The organism is Serratia sp. NA_13, assembly GCF_052691735.1.
Map to the genome: position 1 here is coordinate 216055 of NZ_JBQZFV010000003.1, position 24773 is coordinate 240827.

The window sequence follows — 24773 nt, forward strand, 5'->3', positions numbered from 1 at the left end:
AACACGCGCTTATCCCACCTTCCATCCACATTGTTAATTTAAGGAATGCGTGTGCTAGTTATTTTGGGTTATCTCGTGGTATTGGGTACGGTCTTTGGGGGCTACCTGATTGTGGGGGGCCATCTGGGCGCGCTTTATCAGCCGGCAGAATTTTTGATTATCGGCGGCGCGGGTATCGGCGCTTTTATCGTCGGCAACAATGGTAAGGCGATAAAATCCACGCTGCGTGCCATCCCCAAGCTGATGCGTCGTTCGAAATACAGTAAAGATTTATACATGGACCTGATGGCGCTGCTCTTCCTGCTGCTGGCCAAATCTCGTCAGCAGGGCATGCTGTCCCTCGAATTCGATATTGATAATCCGCAAGAAAGTGAAATTTTCTCTAATTATCCGCGCATTCTTGCCGATAACACCCTCGTAGAGTTTATTACCGATTATTTACGGCTGATGGTGAGCGGCAACATGAATGCGTTTGAGATCGAAGCGTTGATGGACGAAGAGATCGAAACCTTTGAGCAGGAAAGCGAAGTCCCGGCAGGCAGCCTGGCGATGGTCGGTGACTCGTTGCCGGCCTTCGGTATTGTGGCGGCGGTGATGGGGGTAGTACATGCGCTGGCCTCGGCCGATCGCCCGGCAGCCGAGCTGGGGGCACTGATCGCCAACGCCATGGTCGGCACTTTCCTCGGTATTTTACTGGCCTACGGTTTTATCTCGCCGTTGGCCACCCTGCTGCGTCAGAAAAGTGCAGAAAACGTCAAAATGATGCAGTGCATCAAGGTCACTTTACTGTCCAGCCTCAATGGTTACGCACCGCAGATTGCCGTCGAATTCGGCCGTAAAACCTTGTACACCACCGAGCGTCCGTCCTTCGTCGAACTGGAAGAACATGTGCGCAGTGTGAAAGCGCCGGCACAGCAGGCGACGGAAGAAGAACAGGCATGAAGCAGAATCACCCGGTTGTTTTGGTCAGAAAACGCAAGTCGCACCAGGCCGGCCATCACGGCGGCTCCTGGAAGATTGCTTACGCCGATTTTATGACGGCGATGATGGCGTTTTTCCTGGTGATGTGGCTGCTGGCTATCGCCAGCCCGCAGGAGCTCACGCAAATTGCCGAATATTTTCGCACACCGTTAAAAGTGGCACTGACCAGCGGCGACAAGAGCAGCTCTGAAAGCAGCCCGATCCCCGGCGGTGGCGATGACCCGACTCAGCAGGACGGACTGGTGAAAAGGCAGATTGATACGCTGGAGAAACGCGACGAGGAACTGCGGTTGAACAAGCTGCGGGAAAAGCTCGATGAGCTGATTGAGTCCGATCCGCGGTTGAAAGCGCTGCGCCCGCATCTGCTGATCAACATGATGGATGAAGGTCTGCGCATTCAGATCATCGATAGCCAGAATCGCCCAATGTTCAAAACCGGCAGTGCGCAGGTTGAAAGTTATATGCGTGACATCCTGCGGGCGATTGCCCCGATCCTCAATGATCTGCCGAATAAAATTAGCCTGTCCGGCCACACCGACGACATTCCTTATGCCACGGGTGAGCGGGGTTACAGCAACTGGGAGCTTTCGGCCGATCGCGCCAATGCTTCACGGCGTGAGCTGATCGCCGGTGGACTGTCGGAAGGGAAGGTGCTGCGGGTGGTGGGCATGGCTGCCACCATGAGTCTGAAACAACACGGTGCCGATGACGCCATCAACCGCCGCATCACCGTGCTGGTGCTGAACAAGCAAACCCAGCAGGGCATTGAACACGAAAATGGCGAAAGCAATGCGATGGATGTCGCTCAGCCGGCCGAGCTAAAGTCGCTGGTCCCAGCGGCGACGGCTCCGGCCACCCTCATTGCACCGGAGCAGCCGGCGGCTGACCCTGTACCGACTAACAGCGACTCACAGCAGAGGTGATCCCGTGAGCATGGATATTAGTGCGTTTTATCAGACCTTTTTTGATGAAGCAGACGAGTTGCTGGCCGATATGGAGCAACACCTGCTGGAGTTGGATCCGCTGGCGCCGGACATTGAGCCGCTGAACGCCATTTTCCGCGCAGCGCATTCCATCAAAGGTGGTGCGGCTACCTTTGGTTTTACGGTACTGCAGGAAACCACCCATTTGCTGGAGAACCTGCTCGATGGTGCGCGGCGTCAGGAAATGAGCCTGAGCACTGAGATTATCAACCTGTTTCTGGAAACCAAAGACATTATGCAGGAGCAACTGGACGCCTATAAAACGTCGCAAAAACCTGACGCCGACAGCTTTGAATACATCTGCCAGGCGTTGCGGCAGCTGGCGTTGGACGCGCAGCAACAGGATGCCCCCGCAGCGCATCCGGCCACGGAACATGCCGTCGCGGTCCCTGCGGCTATTGAAGGCGGGATGCGAATTTGCCTAAGTGGCCTCAAGCCCAGCGAAGTCCCGCTGATGCTCGAAGAGCTGGGGAATCTGGGTGAGGTGAAAAACCCGCAGCAGACCGAAAACAGCCTGGAAGTGACGCTGCTGACCTCCGCCAGCGAAGATGACATCAGCGCGGTACTCTGTTTTGTGCTGGAGCCGGAGCAAATCAGCTTCGCCACACCGCCGCAGGCCGAAGTCGCTCCAGTCGCACCCGCACCGTCAGCGCCTGCCGCCGCGGTAGCGCCGGTGGTCAAACCGGCCCCTGCGGCTGTCGAAGCTGCCAAACCACGGGCCAAAGCCAGTGAATCCACCAGCATCCGCGTAGCGGTAGAGAAGGTGGACCAATTGATCAACCTGGTCGGTGAACTGGTGATCACCCAATCGATGCTGGCGCAGCGTTCGGACAGCCTGGACCCGGTGAATCATGGTGACCTGCTCAACAGCATGAGCCAGTTGGAACGCAACGCGCGCGACCTGCAAGAGTCGGTGATGTCGATCCGCATGATGCCGATGGAGTACGTGTTCAGCCGCTTCCCGCGGTTGGTGCGCGATCTGGCCGGCAAATTGAATAAACAGGTGGAGTTGCAACTGCAGGGCAGTTCTACCGAACTGGATAAAAGCCTGATCGAACGGATTATCGACCCCTTGACCCACCTGGTGCGCAACAGTCTGGATCACGGCATTGAAGATCCCGATACGCGTGTCGCTGCCGGGAAATCGGCGGTGGGTAATCTGATCCTGTCGGCGGAACATCAGGGCGGCAATATCTGCATCGAGGTGACCGACGACGGCGCCGGTCTGAACCGTGAGAAAATTCTCGCCAAGGCGGCCTCGCAGGGGCTGGCCGTCAGTGACAGCATGAGCGATGAAGACGTCGGCATGTTGATCTTTGCGCCGGGATTCTCCACTGCCGAACAGGTCACCGATGTGTCCGGTCGCGGCGTCGGCATGGACGTGGTGAAGCGAAATATTCAGGAGATGGGTGGGCATGTAGAAATCCATTCGCAGGCAGGCAAGGGTACCGCGATCCGCATTTTGCTGCCGTTGACGCTGGCGATCCTAGACGGTATGTCAGTCAAGGTGAACGACGAAGTGTTTATCCTGCCGCTCAACGCGGTGATGGAATCCTTGCAGCCGCAGGCCGAAGATCTGCATCCATTGGCCGGTGGCGAGCGGGTGTTGCAGGTGCGCGGTGAATATCTGCCGCTGGTGGAGCTGTTCCGGGTGTTCGAAGTGGCCGGCGCCAAAACCGATGCCACCCAGGGCATTGTGGTGATCTTGCAAAGTGCCGGTCGTCGCTATGCGTTGCTGGTCGATCAATTGGTCGGTCAGCATCAGGTAGTGGTAAAGAATTTGGAAAGCAACTATCGCAAAGTGCCGGGTATTTCCGCCGCCACTATTCTCGGTGATGGCAGCGTGGCGCTGATTGTCGATGTCTCGGCGCTGCAAACGCTGAACCGTGAACAGCGTCAGACCGGCGTGGCCGCATAATAATTAATCTATTGATTTGAAGGGTGAATGACATGGCAGGACTGGCAACCGTCAGCAAACTGGCTGGCGAAACGGTAGGGCAAGAATTCCTGATTTTTACCTTGGGCAATGAGGAATATGGCATTGATATCCTCAAGGTGCAGGAGATCCGTGGATACGATCAGGTGACCCGCATCGCCAATACGCCGGCCTTTATCAAGGGCGTCACCAACCTGCGCGGCGTGATTGTGCCGATTATCGACCTGCGGGTGAAGTTTGCTCAGCAGGATGTGTCTTACGATGAAAACACCGTGGTGATCGTGCTGAACTTTGGTCAACGGGTGGTGGGTATCGTGGTTGACGGTGTATCCGACGTGCTGTCGCTGACCACCGAGCAGATCCGTCCGGCACCGGAGTTTGCCGTGACACTGGCGACCGAATACCTGACCGGCTTGGGTTCGCTGGGTGACCGTATGTTGATCCTGGTGGATATCGAAAAGCTGCTGAGCAGCGAAGAGATGTCCCTGGTCGACAGCGTGGCAAAAAGCGCCTGATCTGTCGAACCCTCTGTAGGGGCGCTGCATGCTGCGCCCTGAAACCTACATAAAAATAGTTACCTCCCCACATAAAGTTCTTCCCCACCGCGCCGATAACTCTGTCAATCAACGTAATCAGGGCCTGTCCGCGCGGGCGTCTATCAAGGGAAAAAATGTTTAATCGTATGAAGGTGGTCACCAGCCTGTTACTGGTGCTGGTGTTATTTGGCGCCTTGCAGCTGGTTTCAGGCGGGCTCTTCTTTTCCTCACTGAAGAATGACAAAGAAAACGTCACCGTATTGCAGAGCATTCGTCAGCAACAGTCCGAGCTGAACGAAAGCTGGGTCAACCTGCTGCAGGCGCGCAACACGCTGAACCGTGCCGGTATCCGCCACATGATGGATAGCAATAATATTGGCAGCGGCGCCAGCGTTACCGAACTGTTGGCTGGGGCCAAGAACAACCTGCTGGTGGCGGAACAACATTATGCCGCTTATGACAAAATCCCTCTAAATCCTCGCCAGGACGCGCAGTCTGCCGAAAAACTCAAACAGCAATACGGTATTTTGCACGGCGCGTTGTCCGAGTTGGTTCAACTGCTGGGCGAAGGAAAGATCAACGCCTTCTTTGACCAGCCGACGCAAAGCTATCAGAACGCGTTCGAAGACATCTACACCACCTACCTGGCGCAAAACGACAAGCTTTACCAAAGCGCGGTGGAAGACAGCAACAACTCGTTCAGCTTCGCTATCTGGACGCTGGCGGTGGTGCTGTTGGTGGTGCTGGCGGTGATTGTATTGGTGTGGAGTGGCATTCACCACATTCTGGTACGTCCGCTGAACCGCATGATTGAACACATCAAAATGATTGCCGCCGGCGATTTGACTCAGTCGATCGCCGTGACCAGCCGCAATGAAATGGGCGTACTGGCCGCCAGCCTCAAGCATATGCAAAACGAACTGATCGACACCGTTAGCGGCGTGCGTCAGGGGGCCGACGCTATTTATAGCGGTGCATCTGAAATTGCCGCCGGCAACAACGATCTCTCTTCACGTACCGAACAGCAGGCCGCCTCACTGGAGGAAACCGCTGCCAGCATGGAGCAACTGACCGCCACGGTGAAACAGAACGCCGAAAATGCCCGTCAGGCCAGCCAACTGGCGTTGAGCGCCTCCGAAACCGCACAAAAAGGCGGCAAGGTGGTGGCCAATGTGGTGCAAACCATGCATGACATCGCCGGCAGTTCGCAGAAAATTGCCGACATTACCGGCGTGATCGACGGTATTGCCTTCCAGACCAACATCCTGGCCTTGAACGCGGCGGTAGAAGCGGCACGCGCCGGTGAACAGGGTCGTGGTTTTGCGGTGGTCGCTGGCGAAGTGCGCAATCTGGCACAGCGTAGTGCCCAGGCGGCGAAGGAAATCAAAGGATTGATCGAAGATTCCGTCAATCGCGTCGATATGGGCTCGGTACTGGTAGAAAGTGCCGGTGAAACCATGGGCGATATCGTCAATGCCGTCACCCGCGTTACCGACATCATGGGTGAGATCGCCTCGGCGTCCGACGAACAAAGCCGTGGTATCGATCAGGTCGGCCAGGCGGTGGCGGAAATGGACCGCGTCACCCAGCAGAACGCCTCGTTGGTGGAAGAGTCCGCCTCTGCGGCCGCCGCGCTGGAAGAGCAGGCCAGCATGCTGACCCAGTCGGTGGCGGTGTTCCGCTTAAAAGCGGCAGGCCAGGACGAATTCAAAATGTCCGCCAGCAGCAAGGCAACAGTCACTCCGGAACTCAATCATAAAAAAATTAACGCCAGCGATCCGCAGGATAACTGGGAAACGTTCTAACCGGCATTGGGCCTCCTTGCTGTTCGGGAGGAGGCCGAATCCCCGTCTGCTTTGCCAGAAATCTGAGCTGGCCACCGGCCGGCTGCAAGGAGGTTCACAGTGTTTAACCGAATCCGCGTCTCTACCAGTCTGTTTCTGTTGTTGATGACTTTTTGTGTTATGCAGTTGGCCACCAGCGGCTTGTCGTACACCGCTTTTCGTTCCGATAACCACAACCTGAATCTGATCACCCTCGGCAGCCAGCAGCGCGATGCCCTCAGCCTGAGCTGGGTATCGCTGTTACAGGCTCGCAATACGCTCAACCGCGCCGGAACCCGTGCGGCGCTCAAGCTGCCGCAGGATCAAGTCAATGCGCTGATGGGCAACGCGCGTAGTTCGCTGCAAAAAGCCGATCTCTATTTCAACCAGTTCCTGGCGATACCGCGTAACAGCGAACAGGAACAACAGCTGACGGTAACCACCAAGGCCAGCTATGACCGGCTGCGCAACACCTTGCGTGAGCTGATTGGCTTCCTGGAGAACGATAACCTGCAGGCGTTTATGGACCAGCCGACGCAGAAAACCCAGGACCAGTTTGAAGCCGATTTTGTCCAGTACCTGCAACTGGTGAGCGCCAATGTCAGCGAAGCCAATGCGGCGAATCAGCGCTCCTTTACCCTGTCCGGCTGGCTGGTGGCCGGTACGGTACTGATGCTGATTGTGGTCACCGGTAGTGTCTTGTGGTGGTTGCGTAACATGTTGGTAAGACCGCTGGATATCATGCGCAGTCATTTTGACCGCATTGCCGCCGGCGATCTGGCGACGCCGATCCAGGTGTACGGCCGTAACGAAATCGGCCAATTGTTCGCCAGTCTGCAGCGCATGCAGCAGTCGCTGATCGGCACCGTGGGTGCGGTGCGCGACGGGGCGGAGTCGATCCTGATCGGCCTGCAGGACATTTCCGAGGGCAATAACGATCTCTCTTCCCGTACCGAGCAACAGGCCGCCTCGCTGGAGGAAACCGCTGCCAGCATGGAGCAACTGACTGCCACGGTGAAACAGAACGCCGATAACGCACGCCAGGCTTCACAACTAGCGCGTGATGCTTCCACCACGGCGGCCAAAGGCGGCGAGCTGGCGGGCGACGTGGTCACTACCATGCATGACATCGCCAACAGTTCGCAGAAGATTGGCGCCATTACCAGCGTGATCGACGGCATTGCTTTCCAGACCAATATTCTGGCGCTGAATGCAGCGGTAGAAGCGGCGCGCGCCGGTGAGCAGGGCAGAGGTTTTGCGGTGGTGGCCGGTGAAGTACGCAACCTGGCACAGCGCAGCGCACAGGCGGCGAAAGAAATCAAAGGGCTGATCGACGAATCGGTCAGCCGTGTCAAGCAAGGGTCGGTGCTGGTGGAAAACTCCGGTGCCACCATGCAGGACATCGTGCGTTCGGTCACCCGGGTTAACGACATTATGGGGGAGATCGCCTCGGCCTCTGATGAGCAGAGCCGCGGTATTGAACAGGTGACGCAGGCGGTAACCCAGATGGATCAGGTCACACAACAAAACGCCGCATTGGTGGAGGAAGCGGCCTCGGCGGCCGTCGCGCTGGAGGAACAGGCAATTACCCTGGCCGACGCGGTAGCGGTATTCCGCCTCGTGGACGATAACTTCACCGCCCCGGCCAACGCTCAAAACGCACTTTCACCCGTGGAAAAGGAAGCCCCAGATTGTTAAACCGTATAAGCAGCCCGTTTTTTTTGAGTGAGATGGTATGAAGCCGGCACTCTCAGCCCCTAACCGGGACCCAGCGACCTTATTGACGCAGATGGCACAGCGCCTGCCGTTGCTGGATGTACATTTCCGCCGTATCAGCCAGCTTATTTACCAGCGCGCCGGTATCGTGCTGGCAGAGCACAAACGCGAGATGGTTTACAACCGTTTGGTACGACGTCTGCGACTGTTGGGCCTGAACGATTTTGGCGACTATCTGGCGCTATTGGAAAGCGATCCGAACAGCGCTGAATGGCAGGCGTTTATCAATGCGCTGACCACCAACCTGACGGCTTTTTTCCGCGAAGCGCATCACTTCCCGATCCTGGCGGAGCATGCGCGATCGCGGCCTAACGGTTATTGCGTGTGGAGCACTGCGGCATCGACCGGTGAAGAACCTTACTCGATCGCCATCACGCTCAGTGAAGTGCTGGGACAACGTGCCACTGGTTGCCAGGTATGGGCCAGCGACATCGATACCCAGGTCCTGGAAAAGGCCGAAGCGGGGGTTTATCGCCAGGAAGACTTGCGTACCCTGACGCCGACACAGATGCAGCGTTATTTCCTACGCGGCACCGGGCCGCATCAGGGGTTGGTTCGGGTGCGACCGGAACTGGCGGGGCGGGTGAATTTTCAGTCGCTCAATCTATTGGCACCCGAATGGGCACTGCCGGGGCAATTTGACGCCATTTTCTGCCGCAACGTGATGATCTATTTCGACAAGGCGACACAGGAGCGCATTCTGCGTCGCTTCGTGCCCTTGCTTAAACCTGGGGGGCTGATGTTTGCCGGCCACTCAGAGAACTTCAGCCAGATCAGCCGGGATTTCTACTTGCGTGGGCAGACCGTGTATGGCCTGACCAAGGAGAAGTAATGAATAAAATCAGAGTATTGTGCGTGGACGACTCGGCCCTGATGCGGCAGTTGATGACCGAGATTGTCAACAGTCACCCCGATATGGAAATGGTGGCGAGCGCGCCGGATCCGCTGGTCGCACGCGATCTGATCAAAAAATTTAACCCCCAGGTGCTGACGCTGGACGTCGAAATGCCGCGCATGGATGGCCTCGACTTCCTTGAGAAACTGATGCGTCTGCGGCCGATGCCGGTGGTGATGGTGTCATCACTGACGGGCAAGGGGTCAGAAATTACGCTGCGTGCGCTGGAGCTGGGTGCGGTGGATTTCGTCACCAAACCGCAGTTGGGTATTCGTGAGGGCATGCTGGCTTACAGCGAACTGATTGCCGAGAAAATCCGTACGGCGGCCAAGGCGCGGCTACCGCAGCGTTCCACTAGCCCAGCCCCGGCGATCCTCAGTCATACACCGCTGTTGAGCAGTGAAAAGCTGATCGCCATCGGCGCTTCTACCGGCGGTACCGAAGCGATCCGCCAGGTATTGCAGCCGCTACCGGCGACCAGCCCTGCGTTATTGATCACCCAGCATATGCCGCCGGGCTTTACCCGTTCGTTTGCCGAACGACTGAACAAGCTGTGCCTGATCACGGTGAAAGAGGCCGAAGACGGCGAGCGGGTGCTGCCGGGCCATGCCTATATCGCACCGGGCGATCGCCATCTGGAATTGTCACGCAGCGGGGCGAATTACCAGGTGAAACTGCACGATGGCCCGCCGGTCAACCGTCACCGGCCTTCGGTGGACGTGCTGTTCCGCTCGGTCGCGCAGTACGCCGGACGCAATGCCGTGGGCGTGATCCTGACCGGCATGGGCAATGACGGCGCAATGGGCATGCTGGAAATGCATCGCGCCGGTGCTTATACCTTGGCGCAGAACGAAGCCAGTTGCGTGGTATTCGGTATGCCGCGCGAGGCGATTGCTACCGGTGGCGTCAACGAAGTGGTGGAGTTGGATCGCATGAGCCAACGCATGCTGGCGCAAATTGCCGGTGGTCAGGCATTACGTATTTGATTTAGTGCCCTTTTTTACTGGGCTATCGCTAATGGCTGCCGTGAGGTGGCCGTTGTTTTGAATAATTTAAAGGTTGGGAATAAAAATGGCAGACAAGAGCCTCAAGTTTCTGGTGGTCGATGACTTTTCCACTATGCGTCGCATCGTCAGAAACTTGCTGAAAGAGTTGGGATTCAACAACGTTGAAGAGGCCGAGGACGGCGCGGACGCACTGAACAAACTTCGTGCCGGTGATTTCGACTTTGTGGTCTCCGACTGGAACATGCCGAACATGGACGGCCTGGAGCTGTTGCAAACCATTCGTGCCGACGGTGCGTTGGCGAGCATGCCGGTATTGATGGTCACGGCGGAAGCCAAGAAAGAAAACATTATCGCGGCGGCGCAGGCCGGTGCCAGCGGTTACGTGGTGAAACCTTTTACGGCGGCAACGCTGGAAGAAAAACTCAACAAGATCTTTGAAAAACTGGGCATGTAAGGAGAGAGGCGATGAGAGACATTCCAATGCCTGCCAGCGATGCGGCAACCGCGGGAGAAATTATCTCCCGCATTGGCCAACTGACGCGCATGTTGCGCGACAGCATGCGCGAACTGGGGCTTGATCAGGCGATCGCCCAGGCGGCAGAGGCAATCCCGGATGCACGCGATCGTTTGGATTACGTGGTCACCATGACGGCGCAGGCAGCGGAACGGGCGTTGAACTGTGTGGAAGCCGCGCAGCCGCGTCAGGCGTCGCTGGAATCAGAGGCCAAGGCGTTAAAAGGCCGCTGGGACGACTGGTTCGCCGATCCGATCGAACTGGACGATGCGCGCGAACTGGTCACCGACACCCGTCAATATCTGGAGCAGGTGCCGGAGCATACGGCATTCACCAATGCCCAGTTGCTGGAAATCATGATGGCGCAGGACTTCCAGGATCTGACCGGTCAGGTGATCAAACGCATGATGGACGTGGTGCAGGAGATTGAAAAGCAGTTGCTGATGGTGCTGATGGAAAATATTCCTGAACAGCCAGCGAAAGAGAAAAAGCCGAACGACAGCCTGCTCAATGGTCCGCAGCTCGACCAGAACGGTGCCGGTGTGATCGCCGACCAGGCGCAGGTGGACGACCTGCTCGACAGCCTCGGTTTCTGATGTTCTCTGGGGCGCGGCTTTGCTGCGTCCCAGGTATCAGAAAGGGTCTTAACGTTTCACCATTCACTCATCCAGCAAATAACCCGCCTTTTTCCCCGCTGTTCCATCAATGACATCCGTGATTTTTTGGCATGCTGGCGGCAATTTTATTCTCTCCCGGCACAGGAAGCGCATCCGTGGCTGAAGACAGCGATCTGGAAAAGAGCGAGGCCCCCACACCCCACCGGGTGGAAAAGGCGCGCGAAGATGGCCAGATCCCGCGTTCGCGCGAGTTGACGTCGGTGTTGATGTTGGTGACGGGCTTATCGATCATCTGGGTAGCTGGCGGCAATATGTCGCAACAGTTGGCGATGATGCTGACGCAGGGCCTGAATTTCGATCACAGCATGGTCAGCAATGATAAACAGATGCTGCGCCAGCTGGGGATGCTGTTACGCCAGGCGGTATGGGCGCTGTTGCCGGTGATGGCGGGGCTGACGCTGGTGGCCATTACCGCGCCGATGCTGCTCGGTGGCCTGCTGCTCAGCGGCAAATCGCTCAAGTTCGATTTAAAGCGTATGAATCCGCTGTCCGGTCTGAAACGGATCTTTTCCAGCCAGGTACTGGCGGAACTGCTTAAAGGCATCCTGAAGGCGACGCTGGTGGGCTGGGTCACCGGTTTATATCTGTGGCACAACTGGGCGGCGATGCTGCATCTGGTGACGCAACAGCCGCTCGACGCGCTTGCGAATGCGCTGCAGATGATCATCTTTTGCGGTTTGCTGGTGGTGTTGGCGCTAACGCCGATGGTGGCGTTTGACGTGTTTTATCAGCTGTGGAGCCACTTCAAAAAGCTGAAGATGACCAAACAGGACATCCGCGACGAGTTCAAGGACCAGGAAGGCGATCCGCACGTTAAAGGGCGTATTCGCCAACAGCAGCGTGCCATAGCCCGGCGGCGCATGATGGCCGACGTGCCGAAGGCCGATGTTATCGTCACCAACCCAACCCATTACGCCGTCGCACTGCAGTACAACGACAAAAAAATGAGCGCGCCGAAAGTGCTGGCCAAGGGGGCCGGTGAAATTGCGCTGCGAATCCGCGAACTGGGTATGGAACACCGCATCCCGATGTTGGAGGCGCCACCGCTGGCGCGTGCGCTGTATCGACACAGCGAGATTGGACAACATATTCCCGCCACCCTGTATGCCGCCGTGGCCGAAGTTCTGGCCTGGGTTTACCAGCTAAGACGCTGGCGGCGCGAAGGGGGGCTGATCCCGAAAAAACCTGAACGTTTACCGGTGCCGGAAGCACTGGATTTTGCTGGAGAAAGTGACACTAATGGCTAATTTGGCCGCCTTGCTTCGTTTGCCGGGCAGTTTTAAAGATACGCAGTGGCAGGTATTGGCCGGGCCGATACTGATTCTGATGATCCTGTCGATGATGGTGCTGCCGTTACCGGCATTTATCCTCGATCTGTTGTTCACCTTCAATATTGCCTTGTCGATCATGGTGCTGCTGGTCGCGATGTTTACCCAGCGTACGCTGGAATTTGCCGCATTCCCCACCATCTTGCTGTTCTCGACCTTACTGCGCCTGTCGCTCAACGTAGCCTCGACGCGCATCATCCTGATGGAAGGGCATACCGGTTCCGCCGCGGCCGGGCGTGTGGTGGAAGCCTTCGGCCATTTCCTGGTGGGCGGGAACTTCGCCATCGGTATTGTGGTGTTTATCATTCTGGTGCTGATCAACTTTATGGTGATCACCAAGGGTGCCGGACGTATCGCCGAAGTAGGTGCGCGTTTTGTGCTGGACGGCATGCCGGGCAAGCAGATGGCGATAGATGCCGATCTCAACGCCGGCTTGATCGGTGAAGAAGAAGCGAAAAAACGCCGTTCTGAAGTCACGCAGGAGGCCGACTTCTACGGCTCGATGGACGGTGCCAGTAAGTTCGTTCGTGGCGACGCGGTCGCCGGCCTGATGATCATGATACTAAACGTGGTCGGTGGTCTGCTGGTCGGGGTGATCCAACACGGGATGGAAATGAGCGCGGCGGCGGAAACCTATACCTTGCTGACTATCGGTGACGGTTTGGTGGCGCAGATCCCGGCATTGGTTATTTCGACCGCGGCCGGCGTTATCGTGACCCGCGTGGCAACCGATCAGGACGTTGGCGAACAAATGGTCGGCCAACTGTTCAACAATCCGCGCGTCATGTTGCTCAGTGCTGCAGTACTCGGCCTGCTTGGCATGGTGCCAGGGATGCCGAACCTGGTCTTCCTGCTGTTCACCGCCGCTTTGTTGGGATTGGCCTGGTGGCTGCGTGGGCGCGATCAGCAAGCCCCCAAAGAGCAGGAAACGCCGATAGCCCAGGACAACCCGCAGGCCGTTGAAGCCAGTTGGTCCGACGTACAGTTGGAAGATCCGCTGGGGATGGAAGTCGGTTACCGATTGATCCCGATGGTGGATTTCCAGCAGAACGGCGAACTGCTCGGCCGTATCCGGGGGATCCGTAAAAAGTTCGCGCAGGAGATGGGTTACCTACCGCCGGTGGTACACATTCGCGACAACCTGGAATTACCGCCTGCCAGTTACCGTATCCTGATGAAAGGGGTAGAGATCGGCAGCGGCGAAGCGCAGCCTGGACGTTGGCTGGCAATTAACCCCGGCAACGCGGTAGGTGAATTGGCGGGGGATAAAACCACCGACCCGGCATTTGGGCTGGAAGCGGTATGGATCGACAGCGCGCTGCGTGAGCAGGCGCAAATCCAGGGCTTTACCGTGGTAGAAGCCAGTACCGTGGTAGCAACCCACCTGAATCATCTGATTGGTCAATTCGCCAGCGAGCTGTTTGGTCGACAGGAAACGCAGCAGCTGTTGGATCGCGTAGCGCAGGATATGCCGAAACTGATCGAAGATTTCGTGCCGGGCGTGGTGACGCTGACCACACTGCACAAGGTGCTGCAGAACCTGCTGACTGAACGAGTATCGATCCGCGATATGCGCACCATTATTGAAACTCTGGCGGAGCACGCACCGACGCAAACTGACCCCTATGAACTGACGACTGTGGTGCGGGTCGCGTTGGGACGCGCCATCACCCAGCAGTGGTTCCCAGGCAACGGTGAAATTCAGGTCATTGGCCTGGACACCCAACTTGAGCGTCTGTTATTGCAGGCGTTGCAGGGCGGTGGCGGTCTGGAACCGGGGTTGGCGGACCGTCTGCTGGATCAGGCCAAACAGGCGTTGCAGCGTCAGGAAATGCTCAGTGCGCCGCCGGTGTTGCTGGTGAACCATGCGCTGCGGGCCTTGCTGGCACGCTTCCTGCGCCGTAGCCTGCCGCAACTGGTGGTGCTGTCGAATCTGGAAATCAACGACGACCGCCAAATCCGCATGACCTCGACCATTGGGGCCGCATAATGAAATACAGTATGGCGGTAATCTGCCTGTTGGCTCCGTTGAGCTTGCAGGCGGCGTCTGGTTCCTGGGTAGCCGACAGCGTAGGTGCCACGCTGGAACGGGGCGGAGAGCGGGGAGAATCACCGGGGCTGCGTGCACCCAACGAGTTACCGAATGCCAATGCGCGTATTACCAGCGTCAGTTGGCGTTACCGGTTGCTGGCCGCCGAACCGGCCGGTATGCAGGCGCAGCTTTGTACTTTGACCCGTTGTATTGCGCTGAGCGGTGGCAGCGGCAGCAGCACCGGGTTGCAGGGAGAACCGGCGAACGCCGAGCTGCGTTTTGTCTATTACGTGCAGGCGCGCGGCAGCCTGAACCCGCCGCTGCGGGTGATCAGCAATCAGGTGATTGTCAATTATCAGTAACGGTCTAGGCGAGGATCGCCAGACCGTTGCGGTCGACCAGCGAAAGTAGCTTCATTGCGGCGGAGTTGGGAACGGCTTCGCCACGTTCCCATTTTTGCACCGCCTTTTTACTGACGTTCAGATGCAAGGCAAACACCGGCTGGCTGACGTTTTCACGCTCGCGCAGGGCGCGGATGTCCGCTGGCGTATATTTTTTGACCGGGCGTAAGCACAGCATGTCGAAGGTGCGCATGGTGCCAGCATCGATAAATCCGGCCTGATACAGCTCCTGCACTTCCTGGTGGATTTCAGCAAGGATCTTGCTCATAGGTCAGTCTCCTCAACCTCTTGTACAGGGTGGGAGAACGGGATGGGGGAGGACAGATGGAAATACCAGGTATGTGAAGTGTTACGAAAACAAAATCAGCCGGCTGGATAAAGGGGAAATTGAAGTGCGGGTTGTCTCGCAATGGAGGAGAGGCACCCGGCGAAACAGTGACGTGACCGGGTGAGGTTTTGTTGATCTAAACGCCGATTTTTCGTCCTAGCAGGCTGGCGTTACGCGACTGGCCATCCGGGCCGTACAGCGATTTGTTTTGCTTGCTCAGGATCGCCAGAGCCTGGGCGTTGTGGTCGATTTGCTGATTGAGCAGCAGGCCGTTATGCTGGTTTTTTTCCCGCAGCAATTGGCTGAGCGCCTGCACCCGTTGCCAGGCGTCTGCCAGACGTGGGTGAGCGGAATAGGGGGCCTGTTGCCCCAACGCACTTTCCAACTGTAACCGCTGTTGTTCCAGATAGTTTACCGTAGCCAGCAGTTGGCTCTTGGCGTCGGTAGTACGTTGCAATGCCACGCCCGGCAATTGGCCGGAGCACAGCAAATGATGTTCTTCCGTCAGCACCGTATCCAGCGATTGCAGGGTTTCCAGCAGCTTATCAATCAGTTGCGCCAGATTTTCCATTACGATAAATCACCTTTCAAAGAGTTCCAAATGTTTAACCTGGCGGTCAAACCTTTGGCGAGGGGTTGCCGTTCGACATCCACTGGGCATCGGCTTGCGCATCCTGCAGCAGTGCATCGGCAATTTTACCGACATCCATTTTCAGCTCGCCGTTGCGGATCGCCTGTTTAATGGCGTCCACCCGGTTCATATCAATATCCTGTGTCCCCGGTTGCATCAGGCGCGCTTGCGCGTCGCTCAATTTTACCTGGGTACCGCTGACGGCACTTTCCGTCTGGGCGGCTTTACGTGGCTGAAGTTGATTCTCCGCCGGTGTCTCACGCGGTTGCACCGTGGAAACGGGTTGCAGCCGCTGGGTGCGATCGATACTCATGGTCAATCTCCATCAATGCCGTCACTTGACAGGCAATGGCTGATACTTTTTGTGGCCCTGGTGGCCAGTAAAATACGGCAAACTCGCTTATGTTTTTCTTATCGGCAGGTTTTCAGAAACCTTTACTGTTTTATAAGGTGATGCGAATCGCACCGTCGTCACCGACAATACCGTTAACAATTTGCCCGGAGGCCATGCGCACGCGGACGCTATCTTCTGTGGCGGCGTTGTTCATCGCCTTGCCCGATCCGCTGATGTTAAATCCGTCCCCCTGCGCAGTCACCTGCACTGCCTGACCGGCCTTGACCACCCAGGCGCGGCGCAGCATGGCCAGGGTCAGCGGCTGGCCGGGGCTGATATTGCGCAGGCTGACGGCACCCAGAGCCTTGCCGGCTTCAGACAGCGTACGGGGTGGCAGAGTGTCGAGCCGGCCACTTTTCAATTTGATATCCGCCGTCGTCAGCTTACTGCCGGCATTGATCGAGCGAGCCGACACCAGGTATTTGCCGATCACCTGAACCTGCGTCTGGATGAAACGCCGTTCCTGACCACAGCGCGCCGAAATACTGATGTTGCCCCAACGGCGGGCATTGGAGGCGAGAGACAACTGTGGAAACTCGCACGGTGGCCACAGGGCTGCAGGCGTACGCACCAGCACTTTAACCTGTACCGGACTGCCGCTGAATTGGCTGGTGACGAAGTTTTCAATCTGCGCCGCCAGATCCTCGGCCCGCGCGTTCAGGCTGCACAGCAGCGCTGCCAACAGCAGCATTTTACCTTTCATCTTCGCTTCCACCACAACCATCAGGATACGCGTAAGTGTACCCGGACTGCGTTTAAGCTAAGCAGATAAATAGCGACGCATTTTGCTCTTATTCCCACGATAGGCTGGCGCAAGGGGCGTTTATGCTGTCGGCTCCAAATTCTAACCTCGCGGAGGGAGCATGATCGACAAACTGGACGCTGCTCTGCGCTTTGGTCAAGAGGCGCTGAATCTGCGCGCCCAGCGGCAGGAAATCCTGGCCGCCAACATCGCCAACGCAGACACCCCGGGCTATCAGGCGCGGGACATCGATTTCGCCAGCCAATTGAACAAGGTGATGGAACAGGGGCGCGCCAGCGGCAGTGGCATTGCGCTGAACATGACGTCCGCACGCCACATTCCAGCGCAGAACATGCAGCCGCCACAGCTCGACTTGCTGTTCCGCGTGCCGGATCAACCGTCCATGGACGGTAATACGGTGGATATGGATCGCGAACGTACCAACTTCGCCGATAACAGCCTGAAATATCAGACCGATCTGACGCTGCTCAACGGTCAGATCAAAGGGATGATGTCAGTGTTACAACAAGGATAAGGCGCATGTCGCTACTGAATATTTTTGATATCTCCGGCTCGGCGCTGTCAGCCCAGTCGCAACGCCTGAACGTCAGCGCCAGCAACATGGCCAACGCCGACAGCGTCACCGGCCCAGATGGCCAGCCCTATCGTGCCAAACAGGTGGTGTTTGAAGTTGCCGCCGCGGCCGGGCAGCCAACCGGCGGTGTACGTGTAGCGCAGGTGGTAGACGATCCCGCACCGGAGCGCCTGGTTTACCAACCGGGCAACCCGCTGGCAGACGGCAAAGGCTACGTGCGTATGCCGAACGTGGATGTGGTGGGGGAAATGGTCAATACCATTTCCGCCTCCCGCAGCTATCAGGCCAACGTCGAGGTGCTCAACACCACCAAGTCGATGATGATGAAAACCCTGACGCTGGGTCAATAACCGGAGCTTGCCATGGCCATTGCCGCAACCACCACTGAATCGCTGGATAACAGCGTCATCGGCGCTAACGCCAAAAATAACACCAGCCAGGATCTGAACAACAGCTTCCTGACGCTGCTGGTGGCGCAGTTGAAGAATCAGGATCCGACCAACCCGATGCAGAACAATGAGCTGACCAGTCAATTGGCGCAGATCAACACCGTTCAGGGCATCGAGAAACTCAACACCACGCTGGGCTCGATTTCCGGCCAGATCAACAGCAATCAGTCACTGCAGGCCAGCGCATTGATCGGTCACGGCGTGATGGTCCCCGGCAGCAATATCCTGGCCGGCAGCAAAGACGGCAAGGTCAGCACCACGCCGTTTGGTCTGGAACTGGAGCGTGCGGCCGACTCGGTGACCGCCACCATTACCGACGCCACCGGCAAAGCGGTACGCACTATCGAACTCGGTGGTTTGACCGCCGGTGTGCATTCGTTTAGCTGGGACGGTTCGATGACGGACGGCACCGCTGCACCCGACGGAGCCTATAGCTTCACCATCAACGCCAAGGGTAACGGTGAGCAGTTGGTGGCGCGCAGCCTGCATTTTGGCATGGTCAACGGCGTCATCCGTGACGCGAACGGCGCGAAGCTGGATCTGGGCCTGGCGGGGAGCACCACGCTGGAAGAAGTCCGCCAAATTCTTTAATTCGGTTTTTTATTTCACTCATTCACAGGGCGTTATCGGACGATAGCCTAAATATTATTCGGAGAATGACATGGCCTTTTCTCAGGCAGTAAGCGGCTTGAACGCAGCAGCAACCAATCTGGATGTGATCGGTAACAACATCGCTAACTCCGCCACTTCCGGTTTTAAATCAGGCACCGTTTCCTTTGCCGACATGTTTGCCGATTCGCAGGTAGGGTTGGGCGTCAAGGTTGCGGGCATCACCCAGAACTTTAAGGGTGGCACCACCACCGGGACCAGCCGTGCGCTGGACGTGGCAATTTCCGGCAACGGTTTTTTCCGCATGCAGGACCAGGACGGCGGCGTTTTCTACAGCCGTAACGGCCAGTTCAAACTGGATGAAAACCGCAACCTGACCAACATGCAGGGCCTGCAGTTAACCGGTTATCCGGCTGCCGGCACGCCGCCGACCATTCAGCAGGGCGCCAACCCGGTGCCATTGAGCATTCCTGAAGGCATGATGAACGCCAAGGCGTCTACCTCCGGCACCATGGTAACCAACCTGAAATCGACCCATAAGGTACCGGACAACAAGACCTTCGATCCGACCAAGCAGGATTCTTATAACTACGTCAACACCATCACGGCCTACGACTCGTTGGGTAATGCCCATAACATCAATGCCTACTTCGTGAAGACTGACGAGAACAAGTGGCAGGTGTATACCCAGGATGGCTCCGCAGCACCTGTCGATGCCGGCACCATGACCTTCGATACCAGCGGCAACCTGACCGGTACTACCAGTAAACAAGGCACCGCCGCCGAGTTCAGCATGTTGATCCCGATGTCCGCCAAAGACGGTGCTCCGGCGCAGAACCTTAGTCTGAGTTTTGCCAAGAGCATGCAGCAGAGCGTCAGCGCCGATTCGGTCAGCAAGGTGTCGCAAGACGGCTATGGTGCCGGTGAGTACACCAATTTCCAGATTAACAACGACGGTACGGTGGTGGGCATCTATTCCAATCAGCAGACTCAGGTGCTGGGACAGATTGTGATGGCCAACTTCTCCAACCCGGAAGGCCTGTCCTCACAGGGCGATAACGTCTGGCAGGAAACCGGTGCATCGGGTCAGCCGCGTGTGGGTATTGCGGGCGGCGGTGGCTTCGGCAAACTGACCAGCGGCGCGCTGGAAGCCTCCAACGTCGATCTGAGCCAGGAGTTGGTGAATATGATCGTCGCCCAGCGTAACTACCAGTCGAACGCCCAGACCATCAAAACGCAGGACTCTATCCTGCAAACGCTGGTCAGCCTGCGCTAATAGGATAGATTTATGGATCACGCGATTTATACCGCGATGGGCGCGGCGCGGCAGACGCTGGAGCAGCAATCGGTGACTGCCAACAACCTGGCTAATGCCTCGACGCCGGGTTTCCGTGCTCAGCTTTCGGCACTGCGTGCGGTGCCGGTAGACGGGCCAAGTCTGCCGACGCGCACGCTGGTTACCGCGTCAACGCCGGGTGCCGACATGAGCCAGGGGGCGCTGAACTATACCGCGCGTCCGCTGGACGTGGCGTTGCAGCAGGACGGTTTTCTGGCGGTTAGCCTGCCGGATGGCGGTGAAGCCTACACCCGCAACGGTAATCTTCAGATTTCTTCCACCGGGCAACTGACGGTGCAGGGCATGCCGGTAATGGGTGATGGCGGGCCGATTGAGGTGCCGCCGTCGGCAGAGATCACCATTGCCGCCGACGGTACCATCTCGGCACTGAATGCGGGCGATCCGCCAAATACCCTCGCACAGATTGGTCGGCTGAAACTGGTCAAGGCCGACGCGCGCGAAGTGATGCGCGGTGATGACGGTCTGTTCCGTCTGACGCCGGAAACCCAGCAACAGCGTGGTAATCAGTTACCGAACGATCCTTTGGTGCGAGTCATGCCGGGCGTGCTGGAAGGCAGCAATGTCAAGCCGATGGAAACCATGGTCGACATGATCGCCAACGCCCGCCGTTTCGAAATGCAGATGAAGGTCATCCACAGCGTGGATGAAAATGAACAACGCGCCAACTCGTTATTATCAATGAGTTAAGCCGCAAGGAAATAACCCATGATCCCATCTTTATGGATTGCCAAAACCGGTCTGGATGCGCAGCAGACCAACATGGACGTGATTGCCAACAACCTGGCCAACGTCAGCACCAACGGATTCAAACGCCAACGTGCAGTATTTGAAGATCTGCTGTATCAGACCATGCGCCAACCGGGGGCGCAGTCCTCCGAGCAGACTACGCTGCCATCCGGTTTGCAGATTGGTACCGGTGTGCGTCCGGTGGCCACTGAGCGCTTGCACAGCCAGGGCAATCTGTCGCAGACCAATAACAGCAAAGACATCGCCATCAAGGGGCAAGGCTTTTTCCAGGTGATGATGCCGGACGGCACCCTGGCTTACACCCGCGACGGCTCGTTCCAGAGAGATCAGAACGGCCAACTGGTAACGGCCAGCGGCTTCCAGGTGCAGCCGGCGATCATCATTCCGGCCAATGCTCTGAGCATCACGGTAGGTCGCGACGGCATTGTCAGCGTTACCCAGCAGGGCCAGACTGCGGCCCAGCAGGTGGGCCAGCTGACGCTGACCACCTTTATCAACGACAGCGGCCTGGAAAGCATGGGCGAGAATCTGTATCAGGAGACCGAGAGCTCAGGCGCGCCGAACGAGAGTACGCCAGGGTTAAACGGGGCCGGTCTGCTGTATCAGGGCTATGTGGAAACCTCCAACGTCAACGTGGCGGAAGAGCTGGTCAATATGATCCAGACCCAACGTGCTTATGAGATCAACAGCAAAGCGGTATCGACTTCCGATCAGATGCTGCAAAAACTGACGCAACTGTAATTGACGGGCGCGGTTGCGCCCGTCAGACAGCTAACAAACCTCAAGATTTTGTGAAACAAAGGCGATACCCGTGGTAACCACAACTCTGATGGCAAACGTGCCGCCGCAAGGCAAACGCTGGTTGACGGCGATGGTGATGCTGATGCTGGGCGGCTGCGCATATATTCCGCATAAACCTCTGGTGGACGGCACGACCACGGCGCAACCGGCTCCGGCGGGCGCACCGGTGCCCAACGGCTCGATTTTTCAGACGGTACAACCGATGAACTACGGCTATCAGCCTCTGTTTGAAGACCGCCGCCCGCGTAACGTGGGTGACACCCTGACCATCGCGCTGCAGGAAAACGTCAGCGCCAGCAAAAGTTCTTCCGCCAATGCCAGCCGCAACGGCGCCAGTAAGTTTGGCGTTGCCACTGCGCCGCGCTATCTCGATGGCCTGTTGGGCAATGCGCGTGCCGATATGGAGATGTCCGGCGACAGCACCTTCGGCGGCAAGGGCGGAGCCAATGCCAACAATACCTTTAACGGCACCATTACCGTCACGGTCAATCAGGTGCTGGTTAACGGTAACCTGCACGTGGTGGGCGAAAAACAGATCGCCATCAATCAGGGTACCGAGTTCATTCGTTTCTCCGGGGTGGTGAATCCCCGCACCATCAGCGGCAGTAACTCGGTCACTTCCACTCAGGTGGCAGATGCGCGCATTGAATACGTCGGCAACGGTTATATCAACGAGGCGCAGACCATGGGTTGGTTACAGCGCTTCTTCTTAAATGTCTCACCGTTTTGAGTACAGGCTATTTTACTTGCCATTTTGAGGTTGGGCAGTGCTCGGGGCAGTCACGTACTGCGTGTACGCTCCATTCCCTGTGCGCCGCCCGCCCCCAAACTGCCTGCGACAATAACGCCTTGTGGGTAAGGCGAATGAGGTTCCAATGTTAAAGAAATTTCTAATGGCGCTGGTGATTAGTGCGCTGAGCCTGCCGGCCGCGGCGGAGCGCATTCGCGATCTGGTCACGGTGCAAGGCGTGCGTGATAACGCACTGATCGGTTACGGGCTGGTGGTGGGGCTGGATGGTTCCGGTGACCAAACCATGCAGACGCCGTTCACCACCCAGAGCCTGAGCAATATGCTGTCGCAACTGGGTATCACGGTGCCGCCAGGTACCAATATGCAGCTGAAAAACGTAGCTGCGGTCATGGTCACCGCCAAGCTGCCGCCGTTTTCACGCACCGGGCAAAATATTGACGTGGTGGTGTCCTCAATGGGCAACGCCAAAAGCCTGCGTGGCGGCACCTTGCTGATGACGCCGCTGAAAGGCGTTGATAACCAGGTTTACGCACTGGCACAGGGCAACGTGCTGGTGGGGGGGGCCGGTGCCTCGGCTGGAGGCAGTAGCGTACAGGTCAACCAACTGGCCGGAGGCCGCATCAGTAACGGGGCTACCATTGAACGCGAACTGCCAACCACCTTCGGTGCCGGTGGCGTGATTAATCTGCAACTGAACGATGAAGATTTCACCTTGGCTCAGCAGATCAGCGATGCCATCAACCGCCAGCGCGGTGGCGGCACCGCCTCACCGTTGGACGCCCGCACTATTCAGGTACTGGTGCCGCAGGGCAACAGTTCACAGGTGCGTTTCCTGGCGGAGATCCAGAACATTAACGTCAGCGTCGGGGCGATGGATGCCAAAGTCATCATCAACTCGCGTACCGGGTCGGTGGTGATGAACCGCGACGTGATCCTGGATTCTTGCGCGGTGGCGCAGGGCAATCTGTCGGTGGTGGTCGATCGGCAAAATACCGTCAGCCAACCGACGACGCCGTTTGGTGGCGGGCAGACCGCGGTGACGCCAAATACCCAAATTTCGGTGCAGCAGCAGGGCGGTTCGCTGCAGAAGGTTAATGCCAGCGCCAATCTGAACAACGTGATCCGCGCGCTGAATGCCTTGGGGGCTACGCCGATCGATCTGATGTCGATCCTGCAGGCAATGCAAAGCGCCGGCTGTCTGCGCGCCAAACTGGAAATCATCTGATGGCTGGCGATCTGATGGCGATGTCGGGTGCCGCTTATGATGCGCAGGCGCTAAACGGGCTTAAGCGTGACGCGGCGAGCGATCCGCAGGGCAATCTCAAACAGGTGGCGCAACAGGTTGAAGGCATGTTCGTGCAGATGATGCTGAAAAGTATGCGTGCCGCGCTACCCAAGGACGGGGTGCTGAGCAGCGATCAGTCGCGGCTCTATACCTCAATGTATGACCAGCAGATTGCCCAGCAGATGTCGCAGAAGGGGTTGGGGATGGCCGACATGATGGTCAGGCAAATGAGCAACGCCAATGCGGTGCCGAGTGAGACGGCGGGCATATCGCCAATGGCGCTGGACAACGAGGTACTGCAAACGCTGCCGAATCAGGCGCTGGAGCAAATGATTCGTCGTGCAGTGCCAAAAGCGCCTGCGGCGTCGGCACTGTCGCTCAATAACGGCAACTTTGTCGCCCGGCTGTCCGTTCCGGCGCGCGTTGTCAGCCAGCAGAGCGGCATTCCGCATCAGTTGATCGTGGCGCAGGCCGCGCTGGAGTCGGGCTGGGGCCAGCGCGAGATCCCGACCGCCAACGGTTCGCCGAGCTACAACCTGTTTGGCATCAAGGCAGGCAGCAGTTGGAGCGGGCCGGTTACCGAGGTCACCACCACCGAGTTTGAGCAGGGGGCCGCGAAGAAGATCAAGGCGAAGTTCCGGGTCTACGGCTCTTACGTTGAAGCGATTGCCGACTACGTCAAGCTGTTGACCAATAACCCTCGCTACGCCGAAGTGGCCAATGCGCGCAGCCCCGAACAGGCGGCACATGCGTTGCAGAAGGCCGGTTACGCAACCGATCCGCAATACGCCAACAAGTTGGTCAGCGTGATCCAGCAGATGAAAAACAGCGGCGAGCAGGTGGTCAAAGCCTATACCCATGACCTGAAGGATCTGTTCTAAATCCCCTCATTCTTGACGCTGCAGCTGTGTTGGCTGCACGTCGTTATTCGGCCCATCCGTGGGCCTTACCCCTTACGGGGCCGCTGCAGGCAGCGTTCAAATCAGCTCCCGGCAGATTTGTCACCCCGGTCACTTGGCAGACCAAGCTTCCGGGGACTCCCTTGCTGGCCGCCGTGCTGCAACGCCAATTATTTTGGGGATTTGCGAATGTCATAAATCATGAATAGGGCTAGCAATTTGCTATCAAGTTTCCCCCCTTTTTGCCGATAACCAACACAGGCTGGGCGAATGGGTTCAGCAGATTAATTGACTTC

General features: G+C 57.5%; 25 protein-coding genes and 1 pseudogene. 22 read left to right on the top strand and 4 right to left on the bottom strand.

Annotated elements, in window-relative coordinates; translation table 11 throughout:
* Positions 1 to 51 precede the first annotated feature (51 nt).
* The 13 genes and pseudogenes from motA (at position 52) to ACUTSU_RS07750 (ending at position 14850) form a co-directional block, all read left to right on the top strand.
* Complete coding sequence (motA, locus tag ACUTSU_RS07690) at positions 52 to 942, top strand: flagellar motor stator protein MotA (protein WP_445650495.1); 891 nt, start codon at positions 52 to 54, stop codon at positions 940 to 942.
* Positions 939 to 1904, top strand: a complete 966-nt coding sequence (gene motB, locus ACUTSU_RS07695; protein ID WP_445650496.1) for a flagellar motor protein MotB — start codon at positions 939 to 941, stop codon at positions 1902 to 1904. The genes motA and motB overlap by 4 nt, the downstream gene beginning before the upstream one ends.
* Before the next feature lie 4 nt (positions 1905 to 1908).
* Positions 1909 to 3882, top strand: coding sequence for a chemotaxis protein CheA (gene cheA, locus ACUTSU_RS07700; RefSeq protein ID WP_445650497.1), 1974 nt, complete (start codon positions 1909 to 1911; stop codon positions 3880 to 3882).
* Positions 3883 to 3914: 32 nt separating this feature from the next.
* Entirely contained in the window at positions 3915 to 4415 is a 501-nt protein-coding gene (gene cheW / locus ACUTSU_RS07705) for a chemotaxis protein CheW (RefSeq protein WP_012145706.1), read from the top strand.
* A gap of 155 nt (positions 4416 to 4570) precedes the next feature.
* A pseudogene (locus ACUTSU_RS07710) lies at positions 4571 to 6122 on the top strand (methyl-accepting chemotaxis protein); the annotation flags it as partial.
* A 218-nt stretch (positions 6123 to 6340) separates the two neighbouring features.
* The gene (locus ACUTSU_RS07715) at positions 6341 to 7957 is read left to right on the top strand and encodes a methyl-accepting chemotaxis protein (protein ID WP_445650498.1); all 1617 of its coding nucleotides are present in this window, start codon (positions 6341 to 6343) and stop codon (positions 7955 to 7957) included.
* A gap of 37 nt (positions 7958 to 7994) precedes the next feature.
* A complete protein-coding gene (gene cheR / locus ACUTSU_RS07720; protein ID WP_445650499.1) occupies positions 7995 to 8867 on the top strand; it encodes a protein-glutamate O-methyltransferase CheR in 873 nt (290 codons plus the stop codon).
* Positions 8867 to 9916 carry a protein-glutamate methylesterase/protein-glutamine glutaminase gene (locus ACUTSU_RS07725; RefSeq protein WP_445650500.1) on the top strand — a complete coding sequence of 350 codons (1050 nt, stop codon included), beginning with the start codon at positions 8867 to 8869 and terminating at the stop codon, positions 9914 to 9916. Before cheR ends, ACUTSU_RS07725 begins: the two co-directional genes overlap by 1 nt.
* Positions 9917 to 10001: 85 nt before the next feature.
* Positions 10002 to 10391 (top strand): chemotaxis response regulator CheY, encoded by a 390-nt coding sequence (gene cheY / locus ACUTSU_RS07730; protein WP_012145701.1) that lies wholly within the window; start codon positions 10002 to 10004, stop codon positions 10389 to 10391.
* 11 nt (positions 10392 to 10402) lie between these two features.
* Positions 10403 to 11047, top strand: coding sequence for a protein phosphatase CheZ (cheZ, locus tag ACUTSU_RS07735; RefSeq protein ID WP_445650501.1), 645 nt, complete (start codon positions 10403 to 10405; stop codon positions 11045 to 11047).
* A 176-nt stretch (positions 11048 to 11223) separates the two neighbouring features.
* On the top strand, positions 11224 to 12375 hold the full coding sequence (gene flhB / locus ACUTSU_RS07740; RefSeq protein WP_445650502.1) for a flagellar biosynthesis protein FlhB: 1152 nt from the start codon (positions 11224 to 11226) through the stop codon (positions 12373 to 12375).
* Positions 12368 to 14446 carry a flagellar biosynthesis protein FlhA gene (flhA, locus tag ACUTSU_RS07745; protein ID WP_445650503.1) on the top strand — a complete coding sequence of 693 codons (2079 nt, stop codon included), beginning with the start codon at positions 12368 to 12370 and terminating at the stop codon, positions 14444 to 14446. The genes flhB and flhA overlap by 8 nt, the downstream gene beginning before the upstream one ends.
* The gene (locus ACUTSU_RS07750) at positions 14446 to 14850 is read left to right on the top strand and encodes a flagellar protein FlhE (protein ID WP_445650504.1); all 405 of its coding nucleotides are present in this window, start codon (positions 14446 to 14448) and stop codon (positions 14848 to 14850) included. The genes flhA and ACUTSU_RS07750 overlap by 1 nt, the downstream gene beginning before the upstream one ends.
* A gap of 4 nt (positions 14851 to 14854) precedes the next feature.
* On the opposite strand, the gene ACUTSU_RS07755 is transcribed toward ACUTSU_RS07750, so the two are convergent.
* The 4 genes from ACUTSU_RS07755 to flgA all read right to left on the bottom strand — a co-directional run bounded on the left by ACUTSU_RS07755 (position 14855) and on the right by flgA (position 16945).
* Positions 14855 to 15157: a helix-turn-helix domain-containing protein gene (locus ACUTSU_RS07755; RefSeq protein WP_445650505.1), complete on the bottom strand. Its 303-nt coding sequence runs from the start codon at positions 15155 to 15157 to the stop codon at positions 14855 to 14857.
* A 196-nt stretch (positions 15158 to 15353) separates the two neighbouring features.
* On the bottom strand, positions 15354 to 15788 hold the full coding sequence (locus ACUTSU_RS07760) for a flagella synthesis protein FlgN (protein WP_445650506.1): 435 nt from the start codon (positions 15786 to 15788) through the stop codon (positions 15354 to 15356).
* Between the two features lie 46 nt (positions 15789 to 15834).
* Positions 15835 to 16161 (bottom strand): flagellar biosynthesis anti-sigma factor FlgM, encoded by a 327-nt coding sequence (flgM, locus tag ACUTSU_RS07765; RefSeq protein WP_445650507.1) that lies wholly within the window; start codon positions 16159 to 16161, stop codon positions 15835 to 15837.
* Positions 16162 to 16291: 130 nt separating this feature from the next.
* Positions 16292 to 16945: a flagellar basal body P-ring formation chaperone FlgA gene (gene flgA / locus ACUTSU_RS07770; protein WP_445650508.1), complete on the bottom strand. Its 654-nt coding sequence runs from the start codon at positions 16943 to 16945 to the stop codon at positions 16292 to 16294.
* A gap of 160 nt (positions 16946 to 17105) precedes the next feature.
* On the opposite strand from flgA, the gene flgB reads away from it, so the two are divergent.
* From flgB to flgJ, 9 genes are all read left to right on the top strand, one after another.
* Complete coding sequence (gene flgB, locus ACUTSU_RS07775) at positions 17106 to 17519, top strand: flagellar basal body rod protein FlgB (protein WP_445650509.1); 414 nt, start codon at positions 17106 to 17108, stop codon at positions 17517 to 17519.
* A 5-nt stretch (positions 17520 to 17524) separates the two neighbouring features.
* Positions 17525 to 17929, top strand: a complete 405-nt coding sequence (gene flgC, locus ACUTSU_RS07780) for a flagellar basal body rod protein FlgC (RefSeq protein ID WP_261108965.1) — start codon at positions 17525 to 17527, stop codon at positions 17927 to 17929.
* A gap of 12 nt (positions 17930 to 17941) precedes the next feature.
* Positions 17942 to 18619 carry a flagellar hook assembly protein FlgD gene (gene flgD, locus ACUTSU_RS07785; RefSeq protein ID WP_012145690.1) on the top strand — a complete coding sequence of 226 codons (678 nt, stop codon included), beginning with the start codon at positions 17942 to 17944 and terminating at the stop codon, positions 18617 to 18619.
* A gap of 70 nt (positions 18620 to 18689) precedes the next feature.
* Entirely contained in the window at positions 18690 to 19913 is a 1224-nt protein-coding gene (flgE, locus tag ACUTSU_RS07790) for a flagellar hook protein FlgE (protein ID WP_445650510.1), read from the top strand.
* 12 nt (positions 19914 to 19925) lie between these two features.
* Positions 19926 to 20681 (top strand): flagellar basal body rod protein FlgF, encoded by a 756-nt coding sequence (locus ACUTSU_RS07795; protein ID WP_445650511.1) that lies wholly within the window; start codon positions 19926 to 19928, stop codon positions 20679 to 20681.
* A gap of 18 nt (positions 20682 to 20699) precedes the next feature.
* Complete coding sequence (flgG, locus tag ACUTSU_RS07800; RefSeq protein WP_012145687.1) at positions 20700 to 21482, top strand: flagellar basal-body rod protein FlgG; 783 nt, start codon at positions 20700 to 20702, stop codon at positions 21480 to 21482.
* An 88-nt stretch (positions 21483 to 21570) separates the two neighbouring features.
* The gene (gene flgH / locus ACUTSU_RS07805) at positions 21571 to 22272 is read left to right on the top strand and encodes a flagellar basal body L-ring protein FlgH (protein WP_445650742.1); all 702 of its coding nucleotides are present in this window, start codon (positions 21571 to 21573) and stop codon (positions 22270 to 22272) included.
* Between the two features lie 145 nt (positions 22273 to 22417).
* Positions 22418 to 23518: a flagellar basal body P-ring protein FlgI gene (locus ACUTSU_RS07810; protein WP_445650512.1), complete on the top strand. Its 1101-nt coding sequence runs from the start codon at positions 22418 to 22420 to the stop codon at positions 23516 to 23518.
* The gene (gene flgJ, locus ACUTSU_RS07815) at positions 23518 to 24459 is read left to right on the top strand and encodes a flagellar assembly peptidoglycan hydrolase FlgJ (protein ID WP_445653984.1); all 942 of its coding nucleotides are present in this window, start codon (positions 23518 to 23520) and stop codon (positions 24457 to 24459) included. Before ACUTSU_RS07810 ends, flgJ begins: the two co-directional genes overlap by 1 nt.
* Positions 24460 to 24773 lie beyond the last annotated feature (314 nt).